The sequence below is a fragment of the Aliivibrio logei genome, assembly GCF_001691055.1.
Classification (GTDB): Bacteria; Pseudomonadota; Gammaproteobacteria; order Enterobacterales; family Vibrionaceae; genus Aliivibrio; species Aliivibrio salmonicida.
The window spans coordinates 160,357-187,101 of sequence record NZ_MAJU01000024.1 but is presented as its reverse complement, the minus strand read 5'-3'; the positions used below and the strand labels follow the sequence as shown (position 1 = coordinate 187,101).

The window sequence follows — 26,745 nt, the reverse complement described above, 5'->3', positions numbered from 1 at the left end:
GATAAAATGATGCCATTAGATCCGTTTGTAACAGGTGTGATTGAAACGGGGTTAAACGCCCTGCTAAAAGAAGCGCCAGAGAGCAAAGCTGCATTGCATCGATTAAAAGAGAAAATTATTCATGTTCATCTGAATGAATTAAATAAAGATCTCTATTTTATCTTTAGCCAACAGCACGTTGATATCTTGTCTAAATTTGAAGGTGAGGTTGATTGTTATCTTGCGTTGAATTTGTCGGTGTTGCCGCAATTGCGAGAGCAAAACAATATTACTCAATTAATAAAGCAAGATAAGTTGGTGCTTGAAGGTGATCTTAACCTCGCTCAGCAATTCTCTGCATTATTAACAGAATTAAAACCGGATGTTGAAGAGAAATTGTCTCAATATACGGGAGACATTGTTGCACATACATTGGTGAGTGGCGTTAAAGGCAGTGCATGCTGGATTAAAAAGCAAGTGACGCGTCAAACTCGTCATGCTGCAGAAGTCCTAACGGAAGAATGGAAGATTGCCCCGCCGCCTTTAGAGGTTGCGTACTTCTGCGATCAAGTGTCTGATGTTGAAAAACACCTCGCACAATTAGACGCTCGCTTGACGCAATTATTACAGACAGCATCAATGGAGCGCGCATGACCCCATCAGAGCTAAAACGCTTATATCAAATCACCAAGGTTCAACTTGAGTATGGATTGGATGAGCTATTGCCTGATCATGCATTAACTCAATTACCAAAACGTTTACGCAAAGGGTTATTTTGGATTAAGAATCGCTATCCAGAAAAACCATTGGGTGAGCGTTTACGGTTAGCATTGCAAGAATTGGGTCCGGTTTGGATCAAATTCGGTCAAATGATGTCTACGCGTCGTGATCTTTTTCCTCCTCATTTAGCTGATCAATTAGCTTTACTGCAAGACCAGGTCGCCCCCTTTGATGGCCAGTTAGCAAAAGATCAAATGGAGTTATCATTGGGTGGACCATTAGAAAATTGGTTTACGGATTTTGATATTGTCCCATTAGCATCCGCTTCGATTGCTCAAGTACACACCGCAAAACTGAAAGAGTCTGGTCGTGAGATTGTCCTTAAGGTTATTCGTCCTGATATTCGTCCAGTGATTGAGGCGGATATTCGCCTGATGTATCGCATGGCTACCTTGGTAGAGAAGCACATACCAGAAGCGCGCCGTCTTAAGCCGGTCGAGGTCATCGAAGAATATGAGAAAACCTTAATCGATGAACTAGACTTAAGAAGAGAGGCGAGCAATGCAATGCAATTGCGTCGCAACTTTGAAGGCAGTGAAGAGCTGTATGTCCCTGAAGTTATTTTGGATGTCAGTTCTGAACACTTGATGGTGTCTGAGCGTATTTATGGCATTCAAGTTTCTGACATCGAACAACTAGAGAGAAATGGCACCAACATGAAGCTACTGGCTGAACGTGGTGTCTCGGTTTTCTTTACTCAAGTATTTCGTGACAGCTTTTTTCATGCAGATATGCACCCAGGTAACGTATTTGTAAATCCGGATAATCCAGAGAATCCACAGTGGATTGGGTTAGATTGTGGTATTGTTGGAACACTCAATAAAGAAGACAAGCGCTATTTAGCGGAGAACTTACTTGGCTTTTTTAATAGCGATTATCGTAAAGTCGCACAGTTACATATTGATTCAGGTTGGGTTCCGGCAGATACTAATGTCGAAGAATTCGAATTTGCTATTCGTATTGTCTGTGAACCGATTTTTGCTAAACCATTAGGTGAGATATCTTTTGGTCATGTGTTATTGAATTTATTTAACACAGCACGTCGCTTTAATATGGAAGTGCAACCGCAATTAGTCTTATTGCAAAAGACGTTATTATATGTGGAAGGATTAGGCAGACAGCTATATCCTCAATTGGATTTGTGGGCAACCGCCAAACCGTTTCTAGAAACGTGGATGGCAAAACAAATTGGACCGGCAGCCTTTTTGACTGCTTTGACTGAGAAAGCGCCATTTTGGGCTGAGAAACTGCCAGAACTACCTGATTTAGTTTATGACAGTTTGCGCCAAGGCAAAGTTCTTAATCAACGAATGGATAAACTTTACGCAGGTTATCGTCAAAGTAAGCGTCAACAGGCAAAAGGACAATTCCTATTTAATGTTGGAGCAACTCTGCTGATTTGTTCTGCGGTGTTATTAACCAGTAACATTACTGCGTTAGCATCAATTAGTGCTGCTATAGGAATTACGTTTTGGCTATTAAGCTGGCGAGCATATCGTCGATAAACGTTATTCTGATGAGCAATTTTTTAACCCTAACACGCTGAGGAAACAAGCATGGGTGGTATTAGTATTTGGCAACTTCTTATAATTGCAGTAATTATCGTTCTGTTATTTGGTACGAAAAAATTACGCGGTGTAGGCAGTGATTTGGGTTCTGCTGTTAAAGGCTTTAAAAAAGCGATAAGTGAAGATGAATCAGCGAAAGACGCGAAGAAAGACGCGGATTTTGTTCCTCAGAACTTAGAGAAAAAAGAAGCAGAAACAGTAGAAAAACAAAAGCAAAACGACAAAGAGCAGGCATAATTCGTGTTTGATATCGGTTTTTGGGAACTGATACTGATCTCTGTTGTTGGGCTAGTGGTACTAGGACCGGAACGTTTACCAAAAGCGATCCGATCAGTAGCGCAGTTTGTTGGGGCAGCAAAAAGCATGGCGAATAACGTCAAAGATGAGCTGACTCAAGAATTGAAGATTCAAGAACTTCAAGAGAACTTGCGTAAAGCAGAACAGATGAATATGGATGACTTATCACCTGAACTTAAAAAATCAGTTGAAGAGTTAAAACAAGCGGCAGCAGATGTCACTCGTCCATATGCAAAACCAGAAGAAAAAGTAAAAGCACCGAGTGCAGACACTGAAACTTCCGTTGCATCTGACTCTACCTCTAAAATAAAAGCAGAGTAATTATGTCATCAGTTGAACACTCTCAGCCGTTGCTCACTCATTTACTAGAGTTAAGAAACCGTCTTTTAAAGGCATTAATTGCCGTTATCGTGGTGTTTTTAGGTTTAGTTTGGTTTGCTAACGACATTTATGAGTTCTTATCTGCCCCTTTGGTTGAAAGATTACCAGCGGGTGCAACCATGATTGCAACTGATGTCGCGTCACCATTTTTCACGCCTATAAAGCTGACTTTGGTGGCATCGATATTTGTCGCTGTTCCGGTGATTCTTTATCAAGTGTGGGCATTTGTGGCTCCTGGATTGTATAAGCATGAAAAGAAACTTGTCATGCCTTTACTGTTTTCAAGCTCAATGCTGTTTTATGCAGGTGTTTCTTTCGCCTACTTTATTGTGTTTCCATTGGTGTTTAGCTTCTTTACGAACATTGCACCGGAAGGCGTACAAGTAGCGACGGATATCTCCAGTTACCTTGATTTTGTATTAGCATTGTTTTTAGCGTTTGGTATTGCGTTTGAAATTCCTGTTGCCATCATTTTATTGTGTTGGACGGGAGCGACAACGCCTGAAACGTTAAAACAAAAACGTCCATATATTGTCGTGGGTGCTTTTGTTGTTGGTATGATGCTAACACCGCCAGACATTATCTCTCAAACCTTACTTGCAGTGCCTATGTGTATTTTGTTTGAGTTTGGTTTGTTCTTCTCTCGTTTCTATGTGAGAGAGAAAACAGATGATGATTTGGAGCAAGATGAAGCGTAGTGCTTGATTGAAGCGAAAATAAAAAGCGTTGATATTATATCAGCGCTTTTTTTATGCCTGATTTTTGGATTTTAAATCGGGTCTTGTGTTGATGAAAAAGTATGTAAAGTGATCATCGTCACGCTTCATTTTTCCTGCTATACGAAGACTAAGAGACAAAATGGAAAGGGCTTGTGCGAGATCTCTCACAAGCGAGTGAGATTTAACGCTTTATTTTTGCACTTATTAGCGTGAATTTTAGTTAAGTTGTTGAATTTAAATCTATTTGTTTTTATTGGTGAATGTCTCATGTTTTTTTTTGCAAAAATAGTGAAATAGTCTATTGCTGAAAAAAGCGAAAAGCGTAATCTTATTGGTGTCGGAAGGATGCTGACACGGAACAGGAACTAGCCAAGGATTTGGTACGCTTCAGGATGAGGCACTCGGTTACTTAGGATAAGTAATCGGCATGGATAGCAAAATGGACATTGAATGGACGCAATAGTAACTAGGATGGTTGCTACTAAGGAAAGACGATGGACACCTCTAGGATTGAGGAAAATGGACTGCACATCAGGATGATGTAACGGACACCGCTCAAGGAACAAGCGAAGAGAGTTAACTACGGACTGTTAACGGATCAGGATAAGATCAAGGACACCGCTAGGATGGCGAGAAAGGAATAAGCTGAAGGAATCAGCATACTATCAAGGATTTGATGCATGGAGCACCATTAGTAGCTGGATTGCTGCGAGTAAAGTTATAACCCCGTTAGACGAGAGTCTAGCGGGGTTTTTCTTGTTTGGGGTAAAGTAAAAACCTATACGCTGCGCTAACTAGAGGCTAGAACGCTTCGCTTCTATAAGAGCAAGAGCTGATTCTGAATTTAATAGATTATGGTGCCAGCAACCCCCTCTAACTCCCACTTATATTGATATTATCGATCCCAGTAATTCATAGATAAAGGGGGAGAACCTTCTTTGTGCGGATATTTCAGCGATCACAATACTGTTCCTCCCCTTGAGTAAGTATCTTATGTAATCTCCAATGTTGATATAAGGGGAGGTTAGGAGGGGTTGCGAATGCAGGTGTTAATTGCTCCGTATTTTGCCTTGATCTTATAGTTTCTAGTCAGCTAAGCGTATCGTTTCTAGTTGTATTTATCACTTGCCACGCTCACTCTTGAAACCTTTAAGCGTAGCGATCTGAATCCTTATTCCCAAAACCCCATTACCCGTGTGCGAGATCTCTCACAAACAAGTGCGCATTTTCGCTTTATTCATGTCTAAATTGAACTAATTACTAGTTAAGTTATTGATGTATATGTTTTTTTAATTTTACTATTGAAAGTAGGATAATTCTTTTTGCAAAAGTTTGAATTTAGTCTATTGCTGAAAATAATGAAAAGCGTAATCTTATTGGTGTCGGAAGGATGCTGACACGGAACAGGAACTAGCCAAGGATTTGGTACGCTTCAGGATGAGGCACTCGGTTACTTAGGATTAGTAATCGGCACGGATAGCAAAATGGACATTGAATGGACGCAATAGTAACTAGGATGGTTGCTACTAAGGAAAGACGATGGACACCTCTAGGATTGAGGCAAAACGGATTACACATCAGGATGATGTAAAGGATACCGCTCAAGGAACAAGCGAAGAGAGTTAACTACGGATTGTTAACGGATCAGGATAAGATCAAGGACACCGCTAGGATGGCGAGAAAGGAATAAGCTGAAGGAATCAGCATACTATCAAGGATTTGATGCATGGAGCACCATTAGTAGCTGGATTGCTGCGAGTAAAGTTATAACCCCGTTAGACGAGAGTCTAGCGGGGTTTTTCTTGTTTGGGACAAAGTAAAAACCTATACGCTGCGCTAACTAGAGGCTAGAACGCTTCGCTTCTATAAGAGCAAAAGCTGATTTAGAATCTTGATGAAATATGGTATCAGCAACCCCCTCTAACTCCCCCTTATATTGATATTATCGATCCCAGTAATTCATAGACAAAGGGGGAGAACTTTCATTGTTGCGGATATTCAGCGATCACAATACCGTTCCTCCCCTTGAGTAAATATCTTATGTGATCACCAATGTCGATATAAGGGGAGGCTAGGAGGGGTTGTGAATGCAGGGTTTAATTCTGAACTCTATTTTTTTCTCTTAAATCCCAAAAAGTCTTTTCGCATTCGCCGTCGTAATCGCATCCACATCCGCCAAGCTCATCTCACGCAAATCCGCCACACGTTGCGCGACTAATTGTGTGTACGCTGGCTCATTACGTTTACCACGATGAGGTACTGGTGCTAAATATGGGCAATCGGTCTCTAGAATTAAGTAATCCATATTCAAGTGAGGAATGATTTTATCCATTCCGCCATTTTTAAAGGTAGAAACACCGCCTAATCCTAAATGAAAGCCTAGATCATTGATTGCTTTTGCTTCGTCAACCGAGCCGCCAAAACAGTGGAATGTGCCTGATAACGAGCCATCCTGTTCTTTTTTTAGAAGGCTTAATGTTTCTTCAATAGAATCACGAGTATGAATAACAACAGGCAACGTCATTTCTTTTGCCCAGTTTAATTGGGTGATAAATGCCATCTCTTGTTCAGCTTTAAAGGTTTTGTCCCAGTATAGGTCAATACCTATTTCACCTACTGCAATGAAGTTGTGCTTCTCAAACCATGCGTGAATAGTTGCGAGAGTTTGCTTAACATCGGCGTTCACATAGCAAGGGTGTAAGCCCATCATTGAGCGGCAAATGTCAGGGTAAGCGGCTTCTGTTTGAAGCATAGGTTCAATGGATTCTAGATCGATATTTGGCAGTAATATTTGATTAATACCTTGTTCTAAAGCTCGCTGAACAACCGCATCACGATCGTCATCGAATTCTTTTGCATAAATATGAGCGTGCGTATCTATCATGATAAAAGCCTTAAAATAAAATTCTCTTTCTATCATACCAAGTTCATAGCAAAAATCAGATCTCTAAGAAAAGGAAAGAGAAATATGATGAACATTTATGGGCGATAGTTGGATTCAAAAGACGATGGGTATATATTGAATGCATCATAAATACAAAAGGAGCTCAGTGTGTCTGTATCCATTCAAGGTGCGTTTCCAAACCGTCGTATGCGTCGTATGCGTAAGCATGAATTTAGCCGTCGTTTAATGGCTGAGAACCAACTAACCGTTAATGATTTAATCTATCCAATGTTTGTGCTGATGGGTAAAGATCGTCGTGAAAGCGTAGATTCTATGCCTGGCGTTGATCGTTTATCGATTGATTTACTGCTTGAAGAAGCCCAGCGTTTATATGAGTTAGGGATCCCTGCCATTGCATTGTTCCCGGTTGTGTCTCAGGACGTAAAAAGCTTATGTGCAGCAGAAGCTCATAACTCTGAAGGTCTTGTTCAACGTGCCGTTAAAGCATTGAAAGAGCACATTCCTGAGCTAGGCGTGATCACTGATGTGGCATTAGACCCATTCACCACTCATGGGCAAGACGGGATCATCGATGAAGATGGTTACGTAATGAATGACATCACAACGGAAGTCTTGATCAAGCAAGCACTTTCTCACGCTGAAGCGGGTGCGGATGTTGTTGCACCATCAGATATGATGGATGGTCGTATTGGTGAAATCCGTAAAGCGCTAGAAAAAGCGGGCCATGTTCATACACAAATCATGGCGTACTCTGCAAAATATGCCTCTTGTTATTACGGGCCGTTCCGTGATGCCGTTGGTTCTTCGTCGAATCTTAAAGGTGGCAACAAGAAGAACTACCAAATGGATCCAGCCAACAGCGATGAAGCAATTCATGAAGTAGCAATGGACATCAATGAAGGCGCTGACATGGTCATGGTGAAACCGGGTATGCCATATCTGGACATCGTTCGTCGTGTTAAGACAGAGCTTCAAGTACCTACCTTTGCTTATCAAGTATCAGGTGAATATGCGATGCACAAAGCCGCTATTATGAATGGTTGGTTGAGTGAGCGTGATACGGTGATGGAGTCGTTATTGTGCTTCAAACGTGCCGGCGCTGATGGCATCCTAACTTACTTTGCAAAAGACGTAGCAGAGTGGTTGGCGGAAGAGAAGAAATAAGATCAGGGTTCAGATCGCTTCGCTTAAAGGTTTCAGGGGTGGGTGTGGTGAGCTTTGGTGTTAACTAGAGACTATACGCTGCGCTAACTAGAAACGATAAGAGCGAGAATCTTGTAAGTTCTTTAATTCTAAAAAACAAAAAAGCATGATGATTTTAGTTAATCATCATGCTTTTATTTTTCCTGAATCCTGAATCCTGAATCCTGAATCCTGAATCCTGAATCCTGAATCTAGTACCAATCTAGCTCTTGATTTTGCTCTTATAGAAGCGAAGCGTTCTAGTTTCTTGGCTCTATAACCAAATCCCATCCAATATTCGTCTGCTTATCTGCCTCAATTTCTAACTCTGCTCTTGTCAGCGGATTTTCAGCTAACCATTTGCCATCAATCGACAACGATAAAACATCATCTTTTTCAAATAGAGTTACCATTGGAGCTAAAGAAACATCACGACGATGGGTTAAAATAAGTGCTAAACGGAGGATACGTAACATACGTTGAGCTGATAAATCAGACACCGCATACTGGCTAGGCATTGCAGAGAACTGCTCACGATAACGACGCAGTAATTCACCTAATAAATGTTTTTGAGCACGGGTATAACCAGGTAGATCTAATGCATTGATAAGATAAGAGGCGTGTTCTCCTGCTTTTTTATAATCAATACACATACCAATTTCGTGTAATTGTGTTGCTGTTTTTAATAGAGATAAGGCTTGTGGATCAATGAGCCAATCATGGCCACATTGTGCACTTAACTGTTCAGCGAGGTCAGTGACTTGCTGTGCGTAATCAGCATCAAGTTGATAGCGCTGTTGAATACTAGAAATCGTACGTTGACATACTTCATCATGCTGAAGTGCTGGGATCATTCCGTAGCATAACCCTTCACGAAGAGCGCCACCGGCCAATGTCATTGAATCAATTGATAATAATTCAAAAATAGCAATAAGAATGGATAAACCACTAGGGAACACTAAAGCGCGCTCAAGGGTCAATCCATCAATATCTAATTCTTCTAAATGTTCGTATTGCATCGCTTGTTTTTGAAGGCGCTTAAGCTTGGCTAAGGTAATAACCTCATCCATGCCTTGCGCCAACATGATTTCTTGCAATGCTTGTACCGTACCACTTGCGCCAACACAGGTTTGCCAACCTAAGTCAGTGTATTGCTGCAAAATCGGCGCTAAAGTTTCCTTTGCTGCGGAGATTGCCGCCTCAAAATTCACTTTGGTTAATGCACGGTCTTTGAAATAGCCTTCAAGCCAAGTTACACAACCCATTTTTAGGCTTGTGAGTGCTTGTGCTTCAAAACCTTCACCAATAATTAGCTCTGTACTTGCGCCACCGATATCAACGACCAATCGACGTCCGCTTCCACCAGAAGTGTGTGCAACTCCTTGGTAAATTGTACAAGCTTCTTCTTCACCTTCGATCACATTAATGTCATGACCTAAGATCTGATTGGCTTTTTTTAAGAAGATATCCACATTGGTCGCTACACGAAGTGTTGCGGTACCGACAATGCGAATATTTTCTACAGGGATGTCTTGCAAACGTTCTGCAAATAAGTTCAAGCAATCCCACCCACGTTGCATAGCTTCATGGCTGAGTGTGTTGTTTTTATCTAATCCCGTAGCCAAACGAACTTTACGTTTAATTTTGGCCATGGTTTGCACACTACCATTTATATGACGCACAACAAGCATATGGAAGCTATTGGAGCCTAAATCAATGACGGCATACATAGGTGATATTGTTGAACTTTTCATAACATCCTTATTATTCTTTCATCGACCTCTGATTAAGCTTGAGGGCTACGAGGTGGACGTGGGCGTGAATGTTTGCGATTCCCGCTTTGACGTTGACCATTGTTACTGCCGTTACGACGATTTTGTGGTGGACGGCGTTGAAGTCTAATTGGTGCTGGTAAATCTTCCAATAGTGCTGATGTATCGTAATCAGACTGTGGAATTGAATGCTCAATGTATTCTTCAATTGCAGGAAGATTGATTGCGTATTCTTCACAAGCGAAACTAATTGAATTACCGCTTTCACCAGCACGACCAGTACGACCAATACGGTGAACATAATCTTCGGCTTCATTTGGTAAATCAAAGTTAAATACGTGTGTTACTTGTGGAATGTGTAGACCACGAGCCGCTACGTCGGTAGCAACAAGGATATCGACTTCACCTTTCGTAAATTCTTCTAGGATGCGTTCACGTTTTTTCTGTGGAACATCACCAGTAAGAAGACCTACGCGGTGTTTATCGGCCGCTAGATGACCCCAAACTAATTCACATTTGTGTTTAGTATTGGCGAAAATAATTGCACGATCAGGCCATTCTTCTTCGATCAATGTTTGAAGAAGTGCCATTTTGTGATCATTTGAAGGATAGAATAATTCTTCAGTAATCAGGTGACCCGTTTTTTGATCCGGTTCAACAACTACGTGCTCAGGTTCTTGCATGTGTTCAAACGCAAGTTCTTGTACGCGGTAAGATAATGTTGCTGAAAACAGCATATTCAGACGATCAGCAGGCGCTGGCATACGACGGAATACAAAACGAATATCTTTAATGAAACCCAAATCAAACATGCGATCGGCTTCATCTAAAACAACCACTTGGATTGCTTTAAAGTCAATTTGACCTTGTTTGTAGAAATCGATAATGCGGCCAGTTGTTCCGATTAGGATATCAACACCAGCTTCGATAACTTTTTGTTGCTTCTCATAGCGTTCGCCACCGTAAGCAAGTGCCGCTTTTAAGCCGGTACTTGCGATTAGAGATTCAGCATCGTTATAGATTTGAATCGCTAACTCACGCGTTGGAGCCATAATAATAGCTCGTGGTTGCGTGATTTTACGGCCTTCAGGTGCAGGCGTAGTTAATAGGTGATTAAAAGTAGCAGCAAGGAACGCGAGCGTCTTACCAGTGCCCGTTTGGGCTTGGCCTGCAATGTCTTGGCCGGCGAGCAGTACCGGCAATGCCTTAGCTTGAATTGGGGTACAATTAATGAACCCTTTTGCATTCAAACCATCAAGGACCTGAGGCTCTAAACCTAGGTCGGCAAATTTTTGCTCTGTGATGTGCGTCTTTTTCATTGCTATAGAATATCAGTTAAAGCTTGCAATACGAAACGGATTCCATTCAAATAGAGCATCAATTTGCTGGTTACCATGAAATCAGCCTTTAAATTTAACGTTGGAGTTGACGATGAGCGACAAAATTTTGCAGCTTACAGATGACGGTTTTGAAGAAAGTGTTATCAATGCTTCAGGCCCAGTACTAGTAGATTTCTGGGCAGAATGGTGTGGTCCTTGTAAAATGATTGCTCCTATTCTGGATGAGATTGCAGATGAGTACGAAGGCAAATTAACGATTGGTAAATTAAATATCGATCAGAATGCAGGAACACCGCCAAAATTCGGTATCCGTGGCATTCCAACGCTGCTTTTATTTAAAGATGGTGGCGTAGCTGCAACGAAAGTGGGTGCACTTTCTAAAACTCAACTTAAAGAGTTTCTTGATGCAAACCTATAATATAGGGTGCAATTAAGTCAGATAGAACCGCATGTAATGAAAAATTATGTGCGGTTTTGTTTTTCTGAGCTAAGCTAAGCTTAGAAATCAGGGCCAAGCCCTAGACTAAAATGCGAATAAGTGATAATTTATCGGGCGTATTTCATACGATTTCATTTCTTGACCGAGCTCGAAGGTCATCCATTCTTAAATCAACTAAAGATAGAATCTGATTTTGACTAAACAACTACCTACCACTATGAATCTTACTGAACTTAAAAACAGACCAGTGTCTGACCTTGTTGCTCTTGGCGAATCATTAGGCCTAGAAAACCTAGCTCGTCTAAGAAAACAAGACATCATCTTCTCCATCCTTAAGCAACATGCGAAAAGCGGTGAAGACATCTTTGGAGATGGTGTACTTGAGATTCTTCAAGATGGCTTTGGTTTCCTTCGTTCAGCAGATTGTTCTTACTTGGCTGGCCCGGATGACATCTATGTCTCTCCAAGCCAAATTCGTCGCTTTAACTTGCGTACTGGTGATACGATTGGTGGAAAGATTCGTCCACCAAAAGATGGCGAACGTTATTTCGCTCTTCTTAAAGTAAACGCTGTTAATTATGATCGCCCAGACAATGCTCGTAACAAAATCCTTTTTGAAAATCTTACCCCTTTACACGCAAACGATCGTTTACGTATGGAACGTGGTAATGGTTCAACAGAAGATATTACGGCGCGTATTCTTGATTTAGCTTCTCCAATTGGCCGTGGTCAACGTGGTCTGATTGTTGCTCCGCCAAAAGCGGGTAAAACAATGCTACTTCAAAACATCGCTCAAAGTATTGCTCACAACTACCCAGAATGTGAGTTGATGGTTCTACTTATCGATGAACGTCCAGAAGAAGTAACTGAGATGCAACGCCTTGTTAAAGGTGAAGTAATTGCGTCTACGTTTGATGAGCCAGCGTCTCGTCACGTACAGGTTGCTGAAATGGTTATCGAGAAAGCGAAACGTCTTGTAGAGCATAAAAAAGACGTGGTTATCCTATTGGATTCAATTACTCGTCTTGCTCGTGCATACAACACCGTTATTCCATCATCAGGTAAAGTTCTTACTGGTGGTATTGATGCAAACGCATTACACCGCCCTAAACGCTTTTTTGGTGCAGCACGTAACGTTGAAGAAGGTGGCAGTTTAACTATCATTGCAACGGCACTTGTTGATACCGGCTCTAAAATGGATGAAGTTATCTACGAAGAGTTTAAAGGTACTGGTAACATGGAATTGCATTTAAACCGTAAAATTGCGGAAAAACGTATATTCCCAGCGATTGACTTTAATCGTTCTGGTACTCGTCGTGAAGAGTTGCTAACTAAGACTGATGAATTACAGAAAATGTGGATCCTACGTAAGATTGTTCATCCAATGGGTGAAAGTGATGCGATGGAATTCCTAATTGATAAACTATCAATGACAAAAACGAACGATGAGTTCTTTGACGCGATGCGTCGTCAGTAATTGATAGTTTAGTCATTAAATAAAAAGCGCTGCCTACTAGGTAGCGCTTTTTTGTTGATTAAATGTTAATTTGATCGCATTATGGTTTGTACTAAACTTGATAAGGATAATTCAGTTTAGTTATTTTTTAAGGAGCTCCCTCTATGCGACAAGGACTGTTAGCATCAATCCTCCTTTCTACTAGTTTGATGGTCGGTGTAGTATCCGCCTCTGAAATTCAGCCTACATTTGCGAAGAGCTTATTGGTTGATGCACAACTAAAAAAGAAAGTGGATGAGTTACATCAATACCTTATTGATGGTGACATTATTACACTCAATTTCTCTCTCAATCGTTTGTCTATGCCTCAGCAAGAAGCCGTACGCTTTATGTTGCTCCAACAGATAGAGCAACAGAAACTCATTTTGGATCCAAAAGGAACGATTTGGTTAAGAGCGCAATTAACGAAACACCCAACCTATATGATTAAAGAGCAAGGTGATGGGTATGTCGTGACTAAATTGGCGTTTGATTATTCTAGTATTGCTTCTCGTGTGCTAAACCAAATGTCGAAAGATCAACAAGTCTTAGATTTTATTCTTGCTGCAGAAGAGCACAGCTTAGTACTGTCTGAGTGGCTCGTGGGTGAACCCCATGAGGTGCGCGTACGTCAATCCATCGTTTTAGCTGAGTTAGACAGCTTAACCCCTGAAGCGCTTGCCTATTTATCTGGGCAAATTACCGATGGACCGATTTCTGTCTGGTTACCTACCACGGAAATTGTCGTTCGTTTAGCTCAGTTATCGCAAGATCCTGCCGTATATAAAATTTTATGGAAAATGAGAACAGATCAACACAGTATTTCAGAACTAACTCGTTTATCTCGTTTAGCGCCGGACAAGTTTGCAACCGATCAACTGATTGCGGCAACGAGTAATCCTTCACTAAAACAAAGCGCGTTTGCTTCTCTAGCGCAGCTGCATCCTTTGCCTTCAGATGTTGAGCAGTTCTTATTGGCTAAGCTCAGTCATATCCAAGATGGTGGCGCTGTCGCACTTCATTTAGCCAATTATGGGCATGGTTCTTGGCTAGAAAGTTTATCGAATAGTCGCAATAAAGTTCGTAAGCAACACGTAAGATTTGCGTTATCACAACGTTGAGTTTGTTAAGCATTACTCAATAATACGATTGAAGTAGGTTGGGGATATGCACTTGTTTGGGTATAATCTATTCAAACTTCATGACAGTAGATAGCGATGCAATATAAGGATTTACGCGGTTTTCTCGATCATTTGGAAGCGATCGGGCAGTTAAAACGCATTTCACACCCGATTGACCCTCATTATGAAATGACAGAGATCAGTGATCGTACTTTACGAGCGGGTGGCCCTGCATTGCTGTTTGAAAATCCGATTGGTTATGATATTCCTGTATTGACCAATTTGTTTGGTACTGCGGAGCGTGTGGCAATTGGTATGGGACGTAAAGACGTTCTTGAGCTACGTGAAGTTGGTAAGCTATTAGCGTATTTAAAAGAGCCCGAGCCACCAAAAGGGTTTAAAGATGCGATGGATAAGCTGCCAGTATTCAAACAAGTATTGAATATGCCAACGAAGAACATTCGTAAAGCTGCATGTCAGCAAATTGTTTGGAAAGGCGATGACGTTGATCTTGATAAAATTCCGGTAATGAGTTGTTGGGCTGGCGATGTTGCTCCCTTGCTTACATGGGGGTTAACCGTTACTCGTGGCCCACATAAGAAGCGTCAAAACCTAGGCATTTATCGCCAACAAAAGCTCAGTAAAAATAAAGTTATTATGCGTTGGCTTGCTCATCGTGGTGGTGCATTAGATTTACGTGATTGGATGGAAATGAATCCGGGCGAACCTTTCCCTGTTTCTGTTGCGTTTGGTGCTGATCCTGCGACAATTCTTGGTGCAGTAACTCCGGTTCCAGATACGTTGTCTGAATACGCATTTGCCGGTCTGCTGCGTGGCAGTAAAACGGAAGTGACGAAATCGATTAGTAATGATTTAGAAGTACCAGCCAGCGCTGAAATCGTGCTGGAAGGTTATATTGATCCCAGCGAATTTGCCGATGAAGGCCCTTATGGTGACCATACTGGTTATTATAATGAAATTGAAAAGCATCATGTATTCACTGTTACCCACATCACTATGCGTAAAGACCCTATTTATCACAGCACCTATACTGGTCGTCCGCCAGATGAACCTGCCGTATTGGGTGTGGCGTTAAACGAAGTCTTTGTGCCGATATTACAAAAGCAGTTTCCTGAGATTATTGACTTCTATTTACCCCCTGAAGGGTGTTCATATCGCATGGCGGTAGTAACAATGAAGAAACAATACCCAGGACATGCTAAACGCGTGATGATGGGGGTGTGGTCTTTCTTGCGTCAATTCATGTACACTAAATTTGTTTTGGTATGCGACGAAGAAGTGAATGCTCGAGATTGGTCAGAAGTGACTGCTGCAATGTCTCAGCATATGGATCCGTTTCGAGACAGTTTGATGATAGAGAATACCCCTATCGATTCTCTAGATTTTGCTTCACCAGTCGTTGGTTTAGGTTCAAAAATGGGCTTAGATATCACTAAAAAATGGGACGCAGAATTAGCACTGTCACCAAATATTGAATCGTCATCAATAGAGAGTGCACATATTGAAGGTAATTTAGCCGAGTTAACAAAGGCCTTCCCTGAAATCATTGATATTTATTTACAGAATGACAATGCCAGTATGGTGATTGTATCTATCAATAAACAGGCTGCGCATAACGGTAAGAGAATCATGGAAGGGGTTTGGTCTCAGTTTGATGAGAACAAGTTTGTTATCGTGTGTGACGGTGATGTCGATGTGAGTAATTGGAATGACATTATTTGGGCTGTGACGACACGAATGGACCCAGCAAGGGACACACTGTTCTTGAAAAATGAAGACAGTCACTCAAAAGTTGGTTTAGACGCGACCAATAAATGGGAAGACGAATGCCTCCGTGAATGGGGAACACCAATCAAAAAAGATCCTAAAATAGTCGCTAAAATTGACGCTATTTGGGGTGAATTGGGTATCTTTTGAAAAAAATAACCTTATTACCACAGAAAAAAGAATTTGGCATCAAAGAAGGGCAAACTATCTTAGATGCGGCATTAGAGGCCGGAATAAACTACCCAAATCGATGCCAAGTAGGCGCATGTGCTATGTGCTTATGTAAAAAGTTAGAAGGGGAAATCGAATACGATTTAGATCCTCTTTTGACTGATAAAGAACAACAAGAAGGGTGGGTATTTGCGTGTCAGGCAACAGCAAAAAGTGATTTAGTGCTGTTGTTAGAATAAATTCACCCCGTATAATTAGAATCTAATGCTCAATACTCATAATAATTACAGCGTTATAAATACCATTTTAAAATAGGTATCAGCTGAAAAGGAAAGTCATGCCAATCAATTGCAAAGTAAAGTCTATCGAGCCATTGGCTTGTAATACTTTTCGAATTTTACTTCATCCTGAACAACCAATCGCGTTTAAAGCGGGTCAATATTTGATGGTTGTGATGGGAGAAAAAGACAAACGCCCATTTTCAATCGCAAGTAGCCCGTGTCGCCATGAAGGAGAAATTGAACTTCATATCGGTGCTGCAGAGCAAAATGCTTATGCTAATGAAGTCGTACAGTCGATGAAAGCGGCGCTAGAAAATGGCGGAGACATTCAAATTGATGCACCGCATGGCGAGGCGTGGATCCGTGAAGACAACACTCGTTCAATGTTGTTGATTGCGGGTGGTACGGGTTTCAGTTACGTGCGTTCTATTCTTGATCATTGCATTAGTCAGAATATCGAAAAACCAATTTACCTTTATTGGGGTGGTCGTGATGAGCGTCAGTTGTACGCAAAAGCCGAATTAGAAGCGATTGCGGCAGCACACAGTCATATCACATTTGTTCCCGTTATTGAGCAAGGTGAAGGCTGGACTGGCAAAACAGGCAATGTATTGGAAGCGGTGAAGGAAGATTTTAATTCATTAGCGGAATTGGATATTTACATTGCAGGTCGTTTTGAAATGGCGGGTGCGGCTCGTGAGCAATTTACGACAGAAAAACAAGCGAAGAAAGAACACTTATTTGGCGATGCATTTGCATTTATCTAAGCGCTTTTCCTGAGTAATAAATGAAAATAAAATGCCACTCAATTGAGTGGCATTTTTTATACGAGTCATAAAATAGGATTAGATATCATCAACCATGGTTAAGGCTTTTCGAGAAATGTCCGCAGCGGCTTGTTTTCTGTTTTGCTTATCTAAAACCCGAGCAAGATAGGCGTAATCTGACATGTCTTCGCGGATGGCCAATGCCGCTTCAAAATGTTCGCGAGCCGGTTGCCATTTTTGAGTTCGCATATAAAGTTGAGCCAGTGTGCTTTGAATTATGGGATTACGAATATCGTAGCGTGCTAAATCTTCAAGCAGTACCGTAGCTGGGTGATAATCAGGCAGATTTAAGGTTGGCAATAACTCAATTAAGCGATCATCACTGCGTTTCTTTAGGTTATCTCGTAATAGGATATACGCTTCAGAATCGGCTTTGCGATTGTGTAATTGTCGAATTAAACACACTAAAATGGGGATGTGTTTTTTTAGCTTTTTCGGTAAACTTTGCCAATGGTCTAATAGCCCCGTTGTGCCCTTATTCGTCGCAATTAAAGCGAGAATGCCACATTCCACTTTTTCTTCTAATTCAAGCGCTTGTTGCTCTGTAATTAAATTCCCTTTGGTAAGCGGATGAATGATTTTTTTCAATGCTTGCCATTCATTAAGGGCTAAATAACAGTCTTTTAGAAGATCGAGTAAAACCGGATTATGAGGGTAATCAACGTTAACCGACTGAAGTGTCGCAAGAGCAAATTCATATTGTTCTTCACGCATTTGTAATTTTGCGCTGGTTAATGCGACAGCTAAGTGACTGCCTGGTTGTTCTGAAGCGAGCTTTAAGTAGGCATCTCGTTGCTCGATATGTTGGCGACCTTGGGCTGCTTCTGCGGCGGCGAGGTAGTTTAATAACGGAAAATCGTTATGGCGTCCGCCCTTTGTGATTAAACGTTCGGCTTCTTTCCATTCCCCTTCATGCAGTTTAATCATGCCTTTAAAGGTGTTGTAACGAGCCTTTCTAAGATGGCGAGCACTGAACCAACCACGCGTAAAATTACTGACTGACAGAATGCGTTTAACGACTATTTCTAATAAGAAAAGACCCGCAATTAAGGCACCAATGAAGAGAACTAGTGTTGTTAAACTCATTTCAATAGTGGTCTCAGCGACTGAAATTAATACATAGCCTTGTTGGTCTGCGAATGTTGTCCCAACGATTAATCCACCGACTAAGACAATGGCCAGAAGAAGCAATCGAATCATGATTTACCTCCTTCTATTGTTGTGGTTTTAGTCTCAGGCGTTGTTGTACTAACCGCTTGGACATTGCGGCGTAGACGTTCTGAAATGAAATCAGACAGAAGTGCTTGAGTTTTCATTTTTTGTGGATAACGCACATCGACTTTAAATTTAGTCAAAGAATCTAACTGTGCCATAAAGCTCTTCACTGCAGGATCATCTTGTTGGAAATATTGAGATGACCACAATTTCGCACTTTCTAATGACGTTACATACACTTCACTTTGTTCGCGATACAGAGCTTTAGACGCCAGTAGTAGTTTACCTTTGATGTTTTCTTTTAGATAAAAATGCTGCTCAGGGCTAAGTAATGGAATGACATTACCCTCACGAACACGATAAGTAATAAAGTGGCCGGCAAAATCATCCAATGACTGCATCAGGTTTGATTGCCAATCATTGATATTGGTAGACACTTCTTTTTGTTCTACAACGCCCGCTTCAGGGAGAATGGCACTCGCTAATGGAAGGGTATTAATTTGTTGTTCTAAGCTGTTTAATTTCAGAACTAAACCATCACGATCAATCAGTGGGATGGCTTTCAGTGTTGAGATATCACTGGCCATGGCTCTGCGAAGTGGCATTAAACTTGGATCGTTCAATGCTGAAATACGTTGATCGGCATTTTCCATTAAACGGGTCGCACTGACGACGTCATGCTCTAGCCATAATTTTCGGCCCGCCATTTTTACAAGATAATCGGCTTCTGCAAGTAACCAGTCATTTGGTCTGCGACCTTTAACGTCAGCAATGGCCAATTGAAGACTTGCTATGCTTTTGTCTTGCTGTTGGATGAGAACCGTTGCTTTACGTACAATATCGTCAGCTTTGTCCGTGATACGTTGCTCTGCTGTGACGAGTTTTGCATCAAAGGTGCTGTCGGCATTTTTTAATTGCTGTTGAAGTTGAGCAATTTTAAGCTGTTGTTGAGTGACCTGTTGCTGTGATGCTAAAAATGCACCACCACTTAGCAGAATTGAAATGATGATAGCAACCGTACCTAGGCGACGGCTTTTTTTGTCTACGACAGGCTCTTCTTTATTTGAAGGCGCTTTAGATGTTGTTGGCTGCACATGTTTCTCCGTCTCTTTTTTTGGGATTTGAGAAGAAGGTGCCGTTGCAGAATTTGATGATTTTTCTTCTGCTGATTGTGGTTTGTTATTGTCTTTTGTCATTTGAAAGTCCCATCATGCATGATGCTCACTGAGATAGTGCAGCACATCGGAATTAGAGGCTCCGCCAACCGTTTCTATATGTTGATAACCAAGTTGTTGAGCAAGTTGGTTAATTCGTTCACTCGGTACTAATAAACGACAGTGCAGTACCCAGTGTAAATGTATGAGTGTGAATTGTTCAGTGAAGAAGGACAGTTGTTCTCCGCTGGTCACTATGATTGTATCTACGTGCTCTTTTTGCCATTCAGCTGCTTTTAATGCGCCATTAAAGGGTGTGTTTTTTCGTTGATATGTTTCACAATAAGAGACTTCTACCCCCGAATTGTCAAGCGCTTGAAATATTAAGTCTCGTCCACCATTGCCTCGTAAAATGAGAGCTTTCTTTCCTTGTGTGTTTTTTAAAACAGGAAGAGCCAATAAATGTTCGCTATCGCTGTGTGTTGGAAAGTGTACTGTATCTACAACATACTTTTTGAGGTGTTGAGCGCTCTTTTGACCAACCGCAATATAATTTACCCCTTTTTTCCATTCCGTTTGCTGCATTTGAAGGCTGTTCTGCGCATGTTCAACAGCATGTTGGCTTACGGCGATGATAAAATCACCATCAGACAGAGAAGAAAAAAGAGAAGGCAATTGAGAAAGTTCTCGTCCTGGATGTATGGTTAACAAAGGATGAGAAATGGCGAGATGCCCTGCTTGGTGTAGGGCATCACAGAGTGCTTGGCTCTCTTGCTCTGGGCGAGTCACCAATATGGTCATGTTAAGCGTCAGCGTATAGGCGGTCTAAAATGTCTTTTGCACCGTCATTAAGCAGTTGTTCGGCCAGTTTTGTGCCAAGTTCTTCAGCATCAGAGACTGGACCCGTAGTTTCACCGCGAACCATAATCGATCCGTCAGGTTCACCAACTAAAGCACGTAACCAAATTTGATCGCCATCGATTAATGAATAGCTGCCAATTGGTACCTGGCAACCGCCTTCAAGGCGATTATTCATTGCTCTTTCACACAATACACGGTGAGCCGTTTCTGGGTGATTAAGTGGCGCGAGTAGTGCTCGAATACGATCATCGTTCAAGCGGGTTTCAATACCAACAGCACCTTGACCAACAGCGGGTAGAGATTGCTCTGGTTCAATTGAACTTTTAATGCGATCTTCTAAGCCAAGACGAATCAGTCCGGCACACGCAAGAATGATCGCATCGTAATTACCATCATCCAGTTTTTGTAAACGTGTTCCCACATTACCGCGTAATTCTTTGATGATTAAATCTGGACGATATTCTTTTAACTGGCATTGACGACGTAAGCTACATGTACCAACTGTAGCACCTTGTGGTAATTCATCAATGTTGTTGTAGGTATTTGATACAAAAGCATCACGCGGGTCTCCACGCTCGCAAATAGTGACAAGCCCTAGTCCTTCAGGAAATTCGACAGGCACGTCTTTCATAGAGTGAACGGCAAGATCGGCACGACCTTCTAACATCGCAACTTCAAGCTCTTTAACGAATAAACCTTTACCGCCAATTTTAGCTAAAGGTGTATCAAGAATGATGTCTCCTTTAGTGACCATTGTAACGAGTTCGACTTCCAAACCAGGGTGAGCGGCTTGCAGTGCATCCTTTACAAAATGAGCTTGCCATAGAGCCAGAGGACTTTTACGAGTGGCAATACGAACTGGTAATTGTTGTGACATAGTAGTATCCGTTCAAAATAATTACCTTATCCTACCATTAGTTGAGGGTGAGGTGAAAATACCGGATGACAACAGTGTGATTATAGGTTAAAAACAACACCGCAAACGGTATGGGTATTACACTTTCTGCTCATGCGTGTATCTTTACGTTCTGAAGTAAAAGTGTTATCTTGATCACGTTTTATGGTTGGAATTGAACGAATGCTGTTCAATATTTACCGTCATGTATTGTGACGACAATAAACTAGGCTTTCTATTTGCACACCTATATTGAAACCTTAATTGCTAGGCAAAAACGTCTCACGGAACAACGTGTAGAGCGTGCATTGGCATTAATGAAACCACTAGCGCAAGAGATATTCCATCAATTGCCATTGCTATTGCATTTCAATCACTCGGAGCTTCCGGGTTTTATTGAAGGTGCACCTAGTGGTATTAAAAAGTTTCATGCAAATCAGAAACAACGTGAGTGGATGGCTGAGCTAACACTCCGTTACCCTCTATCTACCTCTAATCAAGAAAATATCCTTGGTCTTTATTCCATGGGTAGTACGTCTTCTATTGGCCAAACTGTTGCCAGTGACCTCGATATCTGGGTGTGTATTCCTGAGCATCTTGCACCAGAAAAGAAAGCGTTATTACAACAAAAATGTGATGCGATTACAGAGTGGGCTTTGCAATTTTATATTGAAGCAAACTTCTTTCTGATGGAGCAAAATCGTTTTCGTGATGCGTATTCTGAAGAAATGACGGGTGATAACTGTGGATCTTCACAGCATCTACTATTATTGGATGAATTTTATCGTACCGCGGTATGCCTTGGTGGTCAGCAGCTATTATGGCAAATCATTCCTCCTGAAATGGAAGAAAGCTATGATGAATATGTCGCTCAATTATGCGAAAGCGGTGTCATTAAGCGTGACGAATGGGTCGATTTCGGTCGTTTAAATCATATTCCTGCGGAAGAGTATTTTGGGTCTAGCCTATGGCAGCTCTATAAGAGTATTGATTCACCTTTTAAATCGGTGTTGAAAGCCATTTTATTAGAAGCTTATTCTTGGGAATACCCACACACACAATTATTAAGTATTGATAGTAAACGCCGTTTTTTTGCCGATGAGCCTGATCTCTATGGTATGGATGCGTATTATTTAATGCTTGAAAAAGTGACGCGTTATCTTGAGCGTACAAACGATTTATCTCGTTTAGAGTTGGTTCGCCGTAGTTTTTATCTAAAAACACATGAGAAGCTATCGCGTAGACAAGTTCAAGATTCTGTTGAGTGGCGTCGTAAAGCACTGACTGAGCTGACAACGCAATGGGGATGGTCTCAAAGTACCATTGTTGAGCTCGATTCTCGTCGTACTTGGAAAGTCGAACAAGTTAAAAAAGCACATAACGATTTGCTTGAAGCGTTAATGCAAAGTTATCGTAATTTGATTCGTTTTGCGCGTAATAATGATATTACGTCTTCTATTAGTCCTGAAGATATTAGTATTCTTGCTCGTAAGCTTTATGCTGCATTTGAAGAGCTTCCTGGCAAGGTTACTCTGCTTAATCCACAGATCTCTCCTGATTTACATGAATCCGATTTAAGCTTTATTGAAGTTCCAGAAAATGGGGTAAATAAACCCGGCTGGTATGTCTATAAAAAACCGCTTATTGCCAAAGAGTTGATGGGGGCTAAGCATTTAGAACACAATAAGTATCTAAGTAAATTGGTTGCGTGGGCATTTTTTAATGGCTTGCTTACAGAATCTACTCGTTTGGATGCCGTGGTACGAAATGCAGATTTGAACATTGATAAGTTTTATCAAATGGTCAGTGATTTAAGAAACACATTTTCGGTGCATTCTCCACGTCCAACCAAAGAAGAACTGGCTAGCCCGTGTGAAGTTCGTCAGTTATCTATTTTTATTAATTTAGAAAACGATCCAACAGAAGAATTAACGATTAAAGCCGAGCGAGCAACGCAAAGCGATGCGGATATCTTTAGTTGTGGCAAAGAACAGCACAACTTAGTGGGCAGTGTGGATTTGGTGTATCGAAATTCATGGCATGAAGTGAGAACGTTAAATTTTAGTGGCGAGACCGCTATTTTAGATGCTTTGAAAACGGTATTGTGCAAAATGCACCAAGATGCAGAGCGCCCAGAATCTGTTGATGTGTTTTGTTACAGTAAGCAAATGCGCGGTATTATTCGTAATAATATTTACCAATTATTGGCTGAATGTTTAGAGTTACGTTTGAAACCCGTTGAGAACAGTGAAAAACGCCGTCGTTTTAAAGGCATTAAGATTGGTTCAACTATGTATGGATTGTTCTTTGAGCGCCGTGGTGTTTCGATTCAAAAATTGGAAGATTCCGTTCAATTTTATTCCAGTATCTCAACCAATAAAGCGATTGGTTCTACGAGTGTTCCTCTTGATCGCCGTGGCATTTTAATCCCTGATGTTGTGGATTCGTTTGCCAGTGAAGGTTTGATTCAATTTTTCTTTGATGACATTGAAAAAGGCTTCAATATCTATGTGCTTGATGAGGAAAACAACGTAGAAATCTACCATGATTGTTATGGCAGTAAAGATGATATGGTGAATAGCATCAATCATTATTACACCTCTAGCCGTAATAACGTTGATTTAGAATCGCCAGACAAAGTGAATTTTAATTTACCTCAATTTTATGATCTTGCGTATTGTGAAAATAGAGAAGCCTCTATTGTTCCGTATCGTAGTGGTCAACAGCAATCAAAAGTGAAACAAGCTTAATACTTTCCTGATTATGGGTGTGCTGTAAAAACACACCGTTTGGGTCTCACTTCATTTCAGTATATACTCCACTCACATGTATAAATAACCAGTGTGATGTGATGGACGTTTCTTTTCTTCTTGATGGTCTTAATGACAAACAGCGCGAAGCCGTAGCCGCTCCGTTAGAAAACATGCTTGTACTTGCGGGTGCCGGTAGTGGTAAAACTCGAGTACTTGTTCATCGTATCGCATGGTTAATGCAAATCGAGCAAGCGTCTCCTTTCTCTATTATGTCGGTGACATTTACCAATAAAGCCGCCGCTGAAATGCGTGGTCGTATTGAAGAATTAATGCACGGTAGCGCAGGGGGAATGTGGAACGGTACTTTTCATGGTATTTGTCACCGTATTCTTCGTGCTCATTATCTTGATGCGAAATTGCCTGAAGGTTTTCAGATCATCGACTCTGATGATCAACAACGCTTATTAAAGCGTTTGATTAAAGCGCAGAACTTGGATGATAAAAACTGGCCTGCACGTCAAGCTGCATGGTTCATTAATGGGAAAAAAGATGAAGGTTTACGCCCGCATCAAATTAACTCATTTAATGATCCTATCGCTGAAACATGGTTAAAAGTGTATCGCGCTTATCAAGATGCTTGTGATCGTTCAGGCTTGGTCGATTTTGCTGAGATTCTTCTTCGTGCTCATGAACTGTTGCGTGATCATCAGCATATCCGCGAACACTACCAAGCTCGCTTTAAGCACATTCTTGTCGACGAATTCCAAGATACGAACAACATTCAATATGCATGGCTACGTATGATGGCGGGCCCGGATTGTAAGGTTATGATCGTTGGGGATGATGATCAATCAATCTATGGTTGGCGTGGTGCTCAAATTGAAAATATTCAACGATTCTTAAATGAATTTGTTGGTGCTAAAACCATCCTTTTAGAGCAAAATTATCGTTCAACAGCCAATATATTGAATGCTGCCAATGAATTGATCAGTAACAATACCGAGCGAATGGGCAAAGAGCTGTGGACTGAAGACGCTGATGGCGAGTTGATTTCAATCTATTCAGCTTACAATGAAATGGACGAAGCTCGTTTTGCGGTTGGAAAAATTAAAGAATGGCGCGATAACGGGGGAGCATTAGAAGATACCGCTTTCTTATATCGTAATAATGCTCAATCTCGAGTTCTTGAAGAAGCCTTAATACAAGCAGGTTTACCTTATCGTATTTATGGTGGGATGCGATTCTTTGAACGACAAGAGATCAAAGATGCACTGTCCTACTTACGTTTAATGAATAATCGTAATGATGATGCTGCGTTTGAACGTGTCGTAAATACGCCAACACGAGGCCTAGGTGACAAAACTCTGGAAACCGTGCGTTTGGCTGCGCGTGAACGTGGTGCAACCATGTGGCAAGCAAGTATTGCCTTAATCGAAGAACAAGTATTACCTGGGCGTGCGGCGGGAGCGTTAAGTCGTTTCGTTGATCTAATTAATGCGCTAGAAGATGATACACGTGATTGCCGTCTGCATGAACAAACTGACCAAGTGATTAAAAGCTCGGGTTTGTTTACTATGTACGAACAAGAAAAAGGCGAAAAATCGAAAGCGCGTATTGAGAACTTGGAAGAATTAGTGACCGCAACGCGTCAATTTGATAAACCGGAAGAAGCTGAAGAAATGACGGATTTAACCGCATTCTTGACGCATGCCGCATTAGAAGCGGGTGATGGTCAGGCGGATGAATTTGAAGATGCGGTGCAATTAATGACGCTGCACAGTGCAAAAGGGTTAGAGTTTCCTTTGGTCTTTATGGTGGGTGTTGAAGAGGGGATGTTCCCAAGTCAAATGTCAGCAGAAGAAGCTGGGCGTTTAGAAGAAGAACGTCGTCTTTGTTATGTTGGTATGACTCGTGCGATGGAGAAGCTCTATATTCTTTACGCAGAAACTCGTCGAGTGTATGGGCAAGAGAAATTTCATAAGCCATCACGCTTTATTAAAGAAATCTCGGCAAAGTTTGTTGAAGAAGTTCGCATGAAAGCAAAAGTCAGCCGAACCAGTTCATATGGTAGCTATGGGTCTCAAAGTGAGTCATCCCAAGCGCGTTTTGGTCAAACGGCAATGAGTAATAGCTTTAATGAAACGGGCTATAATTTAGGGCAGCGAGTGAAGCATCCTAAATTCGGTGAAGGAACGATCATCAATTTTGAAGGTGCAGGCCCACAAGGGCGTGTTCAGGTTGCTTTTAATGGTGAAGGGATAAAATGGCTTGTAACGCAATACGCGAAGTTAGAGTCGATGTAATTTAATTGATATTTTTACCAATAAAAAGAGCCTATATAATATAGGCTCTTTTTTTATGTCTATATATTATTTTGATGTTTATTCTAACAATGGGCTTAAAAACTGTAATACCTTACATTCTTGGCATTTGTATTTTACGGTATTTCTCTTTGTTAGATGTCTTTCTATAAAACTTCGTCGAGATGGACGTATTGGTAATGTTGCTTTGCAGTTCTTACATTTATTCATGAGTTAAGCCTATTAACAATATTGTCTTTTATAATTATTGCACTAGCATCACGTATTGTAAGTAAGGTTACCTCGGCTGATATCTATTTCAATATTTACATATTACATATTAAATGTAGCTCGCAAGAAGGAATGTAACGGATGATACTTATCGTGTTGTCGTCAATTTTTCAAGTCTCTATTGCCGATTGAAACTGAATTATCTATTTAATTTTTATAAATTTATTCATATTAAATAAAATTGGAAATATAAGGTTATATTTTTTAAATAGTTAGAATTAAGGGCTTTGA

The 26,745-nt window shown here is 41.1% G+C and carries 21 protein-coding genes; 14 read left to right on the top strand and 7 right to left on the bottom strand.

Annotation, left to right across the window (positions count from 1 at the left end):
- Positions 1 to 9: 9 nt before the first annotated feature.
- The 5 genes from A6E04_RS16470 to tatC are packed head-to-tail and all read left to right on the top strand — an operon-like array spanning position 10 to position 3,703.
- Complete coding sequence (locus A6E04_RS16470; RefSeq protein ID WP_065611917.1) at positions 10 to 633, top strand: ubiquinone biosynthesis accessory factor UbiJ; 624 nt, start codon at positions 10 to 12, stop codon at positions 631 to 633.
- Positions 630 to 2,264, top strand: coding sequence for a ubiquinone biosynthesis regulatory protein kinase UbiB (ubiB, locus tag A6E04_RS16465; RefSeq protein ID WP_023604426.1), 1,635 nt, complete (start codon positions 630 to 632; stop codon positions 2,262 to 2,264). The genes A6E04_RS16470 and ubiB overlap by 4 nt, the downstream gene beginning before the upstream one ends.
- A gap of 51 nt (positions 2,265 to 2,315) precedes the next feature.
- Positions 2,316 to 2,564 (top strand): Sec-independent protein translocase subunit TatA, encoded by a 249-nt coding sequence (tatA, locus tag A6E04_RS16460; RefSeq protein ID WP_012551400.1) that lies wholly within the window; start codon positions 2,316 to 2,318, stop codon positions 2,562 to 2,564.
- A gap of 3 nt (positions 2,565 to 2,567) precedes the next feature.
- A complete protein-coding gene (tatB, locus tag A6E04_RS16455; protein ID WP_065611916.1) occupies positions 2,568 to 2,945 on the top strand; it encodes a Sec-independent protein translocase protein TatB in 378 nt (125 codons plus the stop codon).
- Positions 2,946 to 2,947: 2 nt separating this feature from the next.
- On the top strand, positions 2,948 to 3,703 hold the full coding sequence (tatC, locus tag A6E04_RS16450) for a Sec-independent protein translocase subunit TatC (RefSeq protein WP_017022938.1): 756 nt from the start codon (positions 2,948 to 2,950) through the stop codon (positions 3,701 to 3,703).
- Positions 3,704 to 5,846: 2,143 nt separating this feature from the next.
- Here tatC and A6E04_RS16445 read toward each other — a convergent pair.
- Positions 5,847 to 6,608 carry a TatD family hydrolase gene (locus A6E04_RS16445; protein ID WP_026025261.1) on the bottom strand — a complete coding sequence of 254 codons (762 nt, stop codon included), beginning with the start codon at positions 6,606 to 6,608 and terminating at the stop codon, positions 5,847 to 5,849.
- Between the two features lie 168 nt (positions 6,609 to 6,776).
- On the opposite strand from A6E04_RS16445, the gene hemB reads away from it, so the two are divergent.
- Positions 6,777 to 7,793, top strand: coding sequence for a porphobilinogen synthase (hemB, locus tag A6E04_RS16440; protein WP_065611915.1), 1,017 nt, complete (start codon positions 6,777 to 6,779; stop codon positions 7,791 to 7,793).
- Between the two features lie 278 nt (positions 7,794 to 8,071).
- Here hemB and gppA read toward each other — a convergent pair whose 3' ends face one another.
- Together gppA and rhlB are read right to left on the bottom strand one after the other, a co-directional pair.
- Positions 8,072 to 9,565: a guanosine-5'-triphosphate,3'-diphosphate diphosphatase gene (gene gppA, locus A6E04_RS16435; protein ID WP_065611914.1), complete on the bottom strand. Its 1,494-nt coding sequence runs from the start codon at positions 9,563 to 9,565 to the stop codon at positions 8,072 to 8,074.
- Positions 9,566 to 9,597: 32 nt separating this feature from the next.
- Complete coding sequence (gene rhlB, locus A6E04_RS16430) at positions 9,598 to 10,902, bottom strand: ATP-dependent RNA helicase RhlB (RefSeq protein ID WP_017020393.1); 1,305 nt, start codon at positions 10,900 to 10,902, stop codon at positions 9,598 to 9,600.
- A gap of 112 nt (positions 10,903 to 11,014) precedes the next feature.
- On the opposite strand from rhlB, the gene trxA reads away from it, so the two are divergent.
- The 6 genes from trxA to fre all read left to right on the top strand — a co-directional run bounded on the left by trxA (position 11,015) and on the right by fre (position 16,985).
- The gene (gene trxA, locus A6E04_RS16425; RefSeq protein WP_012549034.1) at positions 11,015 to 11,341 is read left to right on the top strand and encodes a thioredoxin TrxA; all 327 of its coding nucleotides are present in this window, start codon (positions 11,015 to 11,017) and stop codon (positions 11,339 to 11,341) included.
- Between the two features lie 238 nt (positions 11,342 to 11,579).
- Positions 11,580 to 12,839 (top strand): transcription termination factor Rho, encoded by a 1,260-nt coding sequence (gene rho, locus A6E04_RS16420; RefSeq protein WP_065611913.1) that lies wholly within the window; start codon positions 11,580 to 11,582, stop codon positions 12,837 to 12,839.
- Positions 12,840 to 12,982: 143 nt separating this feature from the next.
- Complete coding sequence (locus A6E04_RS16415) at positions 12,983 to 13,978, top strand: hypothetical protein (protein WP_017020392.1); 996 nt, start codon at positions 12,983 to 12,985, stop codon at positions 13,976 to 13,978.
- Between the two features lie 96 nt (positions 13,979 to 14,074).
- Entirely contained in the window at positions 14,075 to 15,916 is a 1,842-nt protein-coding gene (gene ubiD / locus A6E04_RS16410; RefSeq protein ID WP_065611912.1) for a 4-hydroxy-3-polyprenylbenzoate decarboxylase, read from the top strand.
- Positions 15,913 to 16,176, top strand: a complete 264-nt coding sequence (locus A6E04_RS16405) for a 2Fe-2S iron-sulfur cluster-binding protein (protein ID WP_065611911.1) — start codon at positions 15,913 to 15,915, stop codon at positions 16,174 to 16,176. Before ubiD ends, A6E04_RS16405 begins: the two co-directional genes overlap by 4 nt.
- A 98-nt stretch (positions 16,177 to 16,274) precedes the next feature.
- Positions 16,275 to 16,985, top strand: coding sequence for an NAD(P)H-flavin reductase (fre, locus tag A6E04_RS16400; protein ID WP_012549039.1), 711 nt, complete (start codon positions 16,275 to 16,277; stop codon positions 16,983 to 16,985).
- 78 nt (positions 16,986 to 17,063) lie between these two features.
- Here the strand turns inward: fre and A6E04_RS16395 are convergent, their stop codons facing one another.
- From A6E04_RS16395 to hemC, 4 genes are read right to left on the bottom strand one after another with little or no spacing between them, the layout of a single operon-like run.
- Positions 17,064 to 18,245: a heme biosynthesis HemY N-terminal domain-containing protein gene (locus A6E04_RS16395; protein ID WP_065611910.1), complete on the bottom strand. Its 1,182-nt coding sequence runs from the start codon at positions 18,243 to 18,245 to the stop codon at positions 17,064 to 17,066.
- Positions 18,242 to 19,456: a uroporphyrinogen-III C-methyltransferase gene (locus A6E04_RS16390; protein ID WP_017020387.1), complete on the bottom strand. Its 1,215-nt coding sequence runs from the start codon at positions 19,454 to 19,456 to the stop codon at positions 18,242 to 18,244. The genes A6E04_RS16395 and A6E04_RS16390 overlap by 4 nt, the downstream gene beginning before the upstream one ends.
- Before the next feature lie 12 nt (positions 19,457 to 19,468).
- Complete coding sequence (locus A6E04_RS16385; RefSeq protein WP_065611909.1) at positions 19,469 to 20,215, bottom strand: uroporphyrinogen-III synthase; 747 nt, start codon at positions 20,213 to 20,215, stop codon at positions 19,469 to 19,471.
- A gap of 1 nt (position 20,216) precedes the next feature.
- The gene (gene hemC, locus A6E04_RS16380; RefSeq protein ID WP_012549092.1) at positions 20,217 to 21,152 is read right to left on the bottom strand and encodes a hydroxymethylbilane synthase; all 936 of its coding nucleotides are present in this window, start codon (positions 21,150 to 21,152) and stop codon (positions 20,217 to 20,219) included.
- 257 nt (positions 21,153 to 21,409) lie between these two features.
- On the opposite strand from hemC, the gene A6E04_RS16375 reads away from it, so the two are divergent.
- Positions 21,410 to 23,920, top strand: coding sequence for a class I adenylate cyclase (locus tag A6E04_RS16375; protein ID WP_017020385.1), 2,511 nt, complete (start codon positions 21,410 to 21,412; stop codon positions 23,918 to 23,920).
- 101 nt (positions 23,921 to 24,021) lie between these two features.
- On the top strand, positions 24,022 to 26,226 hold the full coding sequence (gene uvrD / locus A6E04_RS16370) for a DNA helicase II (RefSeq protein WP_065611908.1): 2,205 nt from the start codon (positions 24,022 to 24,024) through the stop codon (positions 26,224 to 26,226).
- Positions 26,227 to 26,745 lie beyond the last annotated feature (519 nt).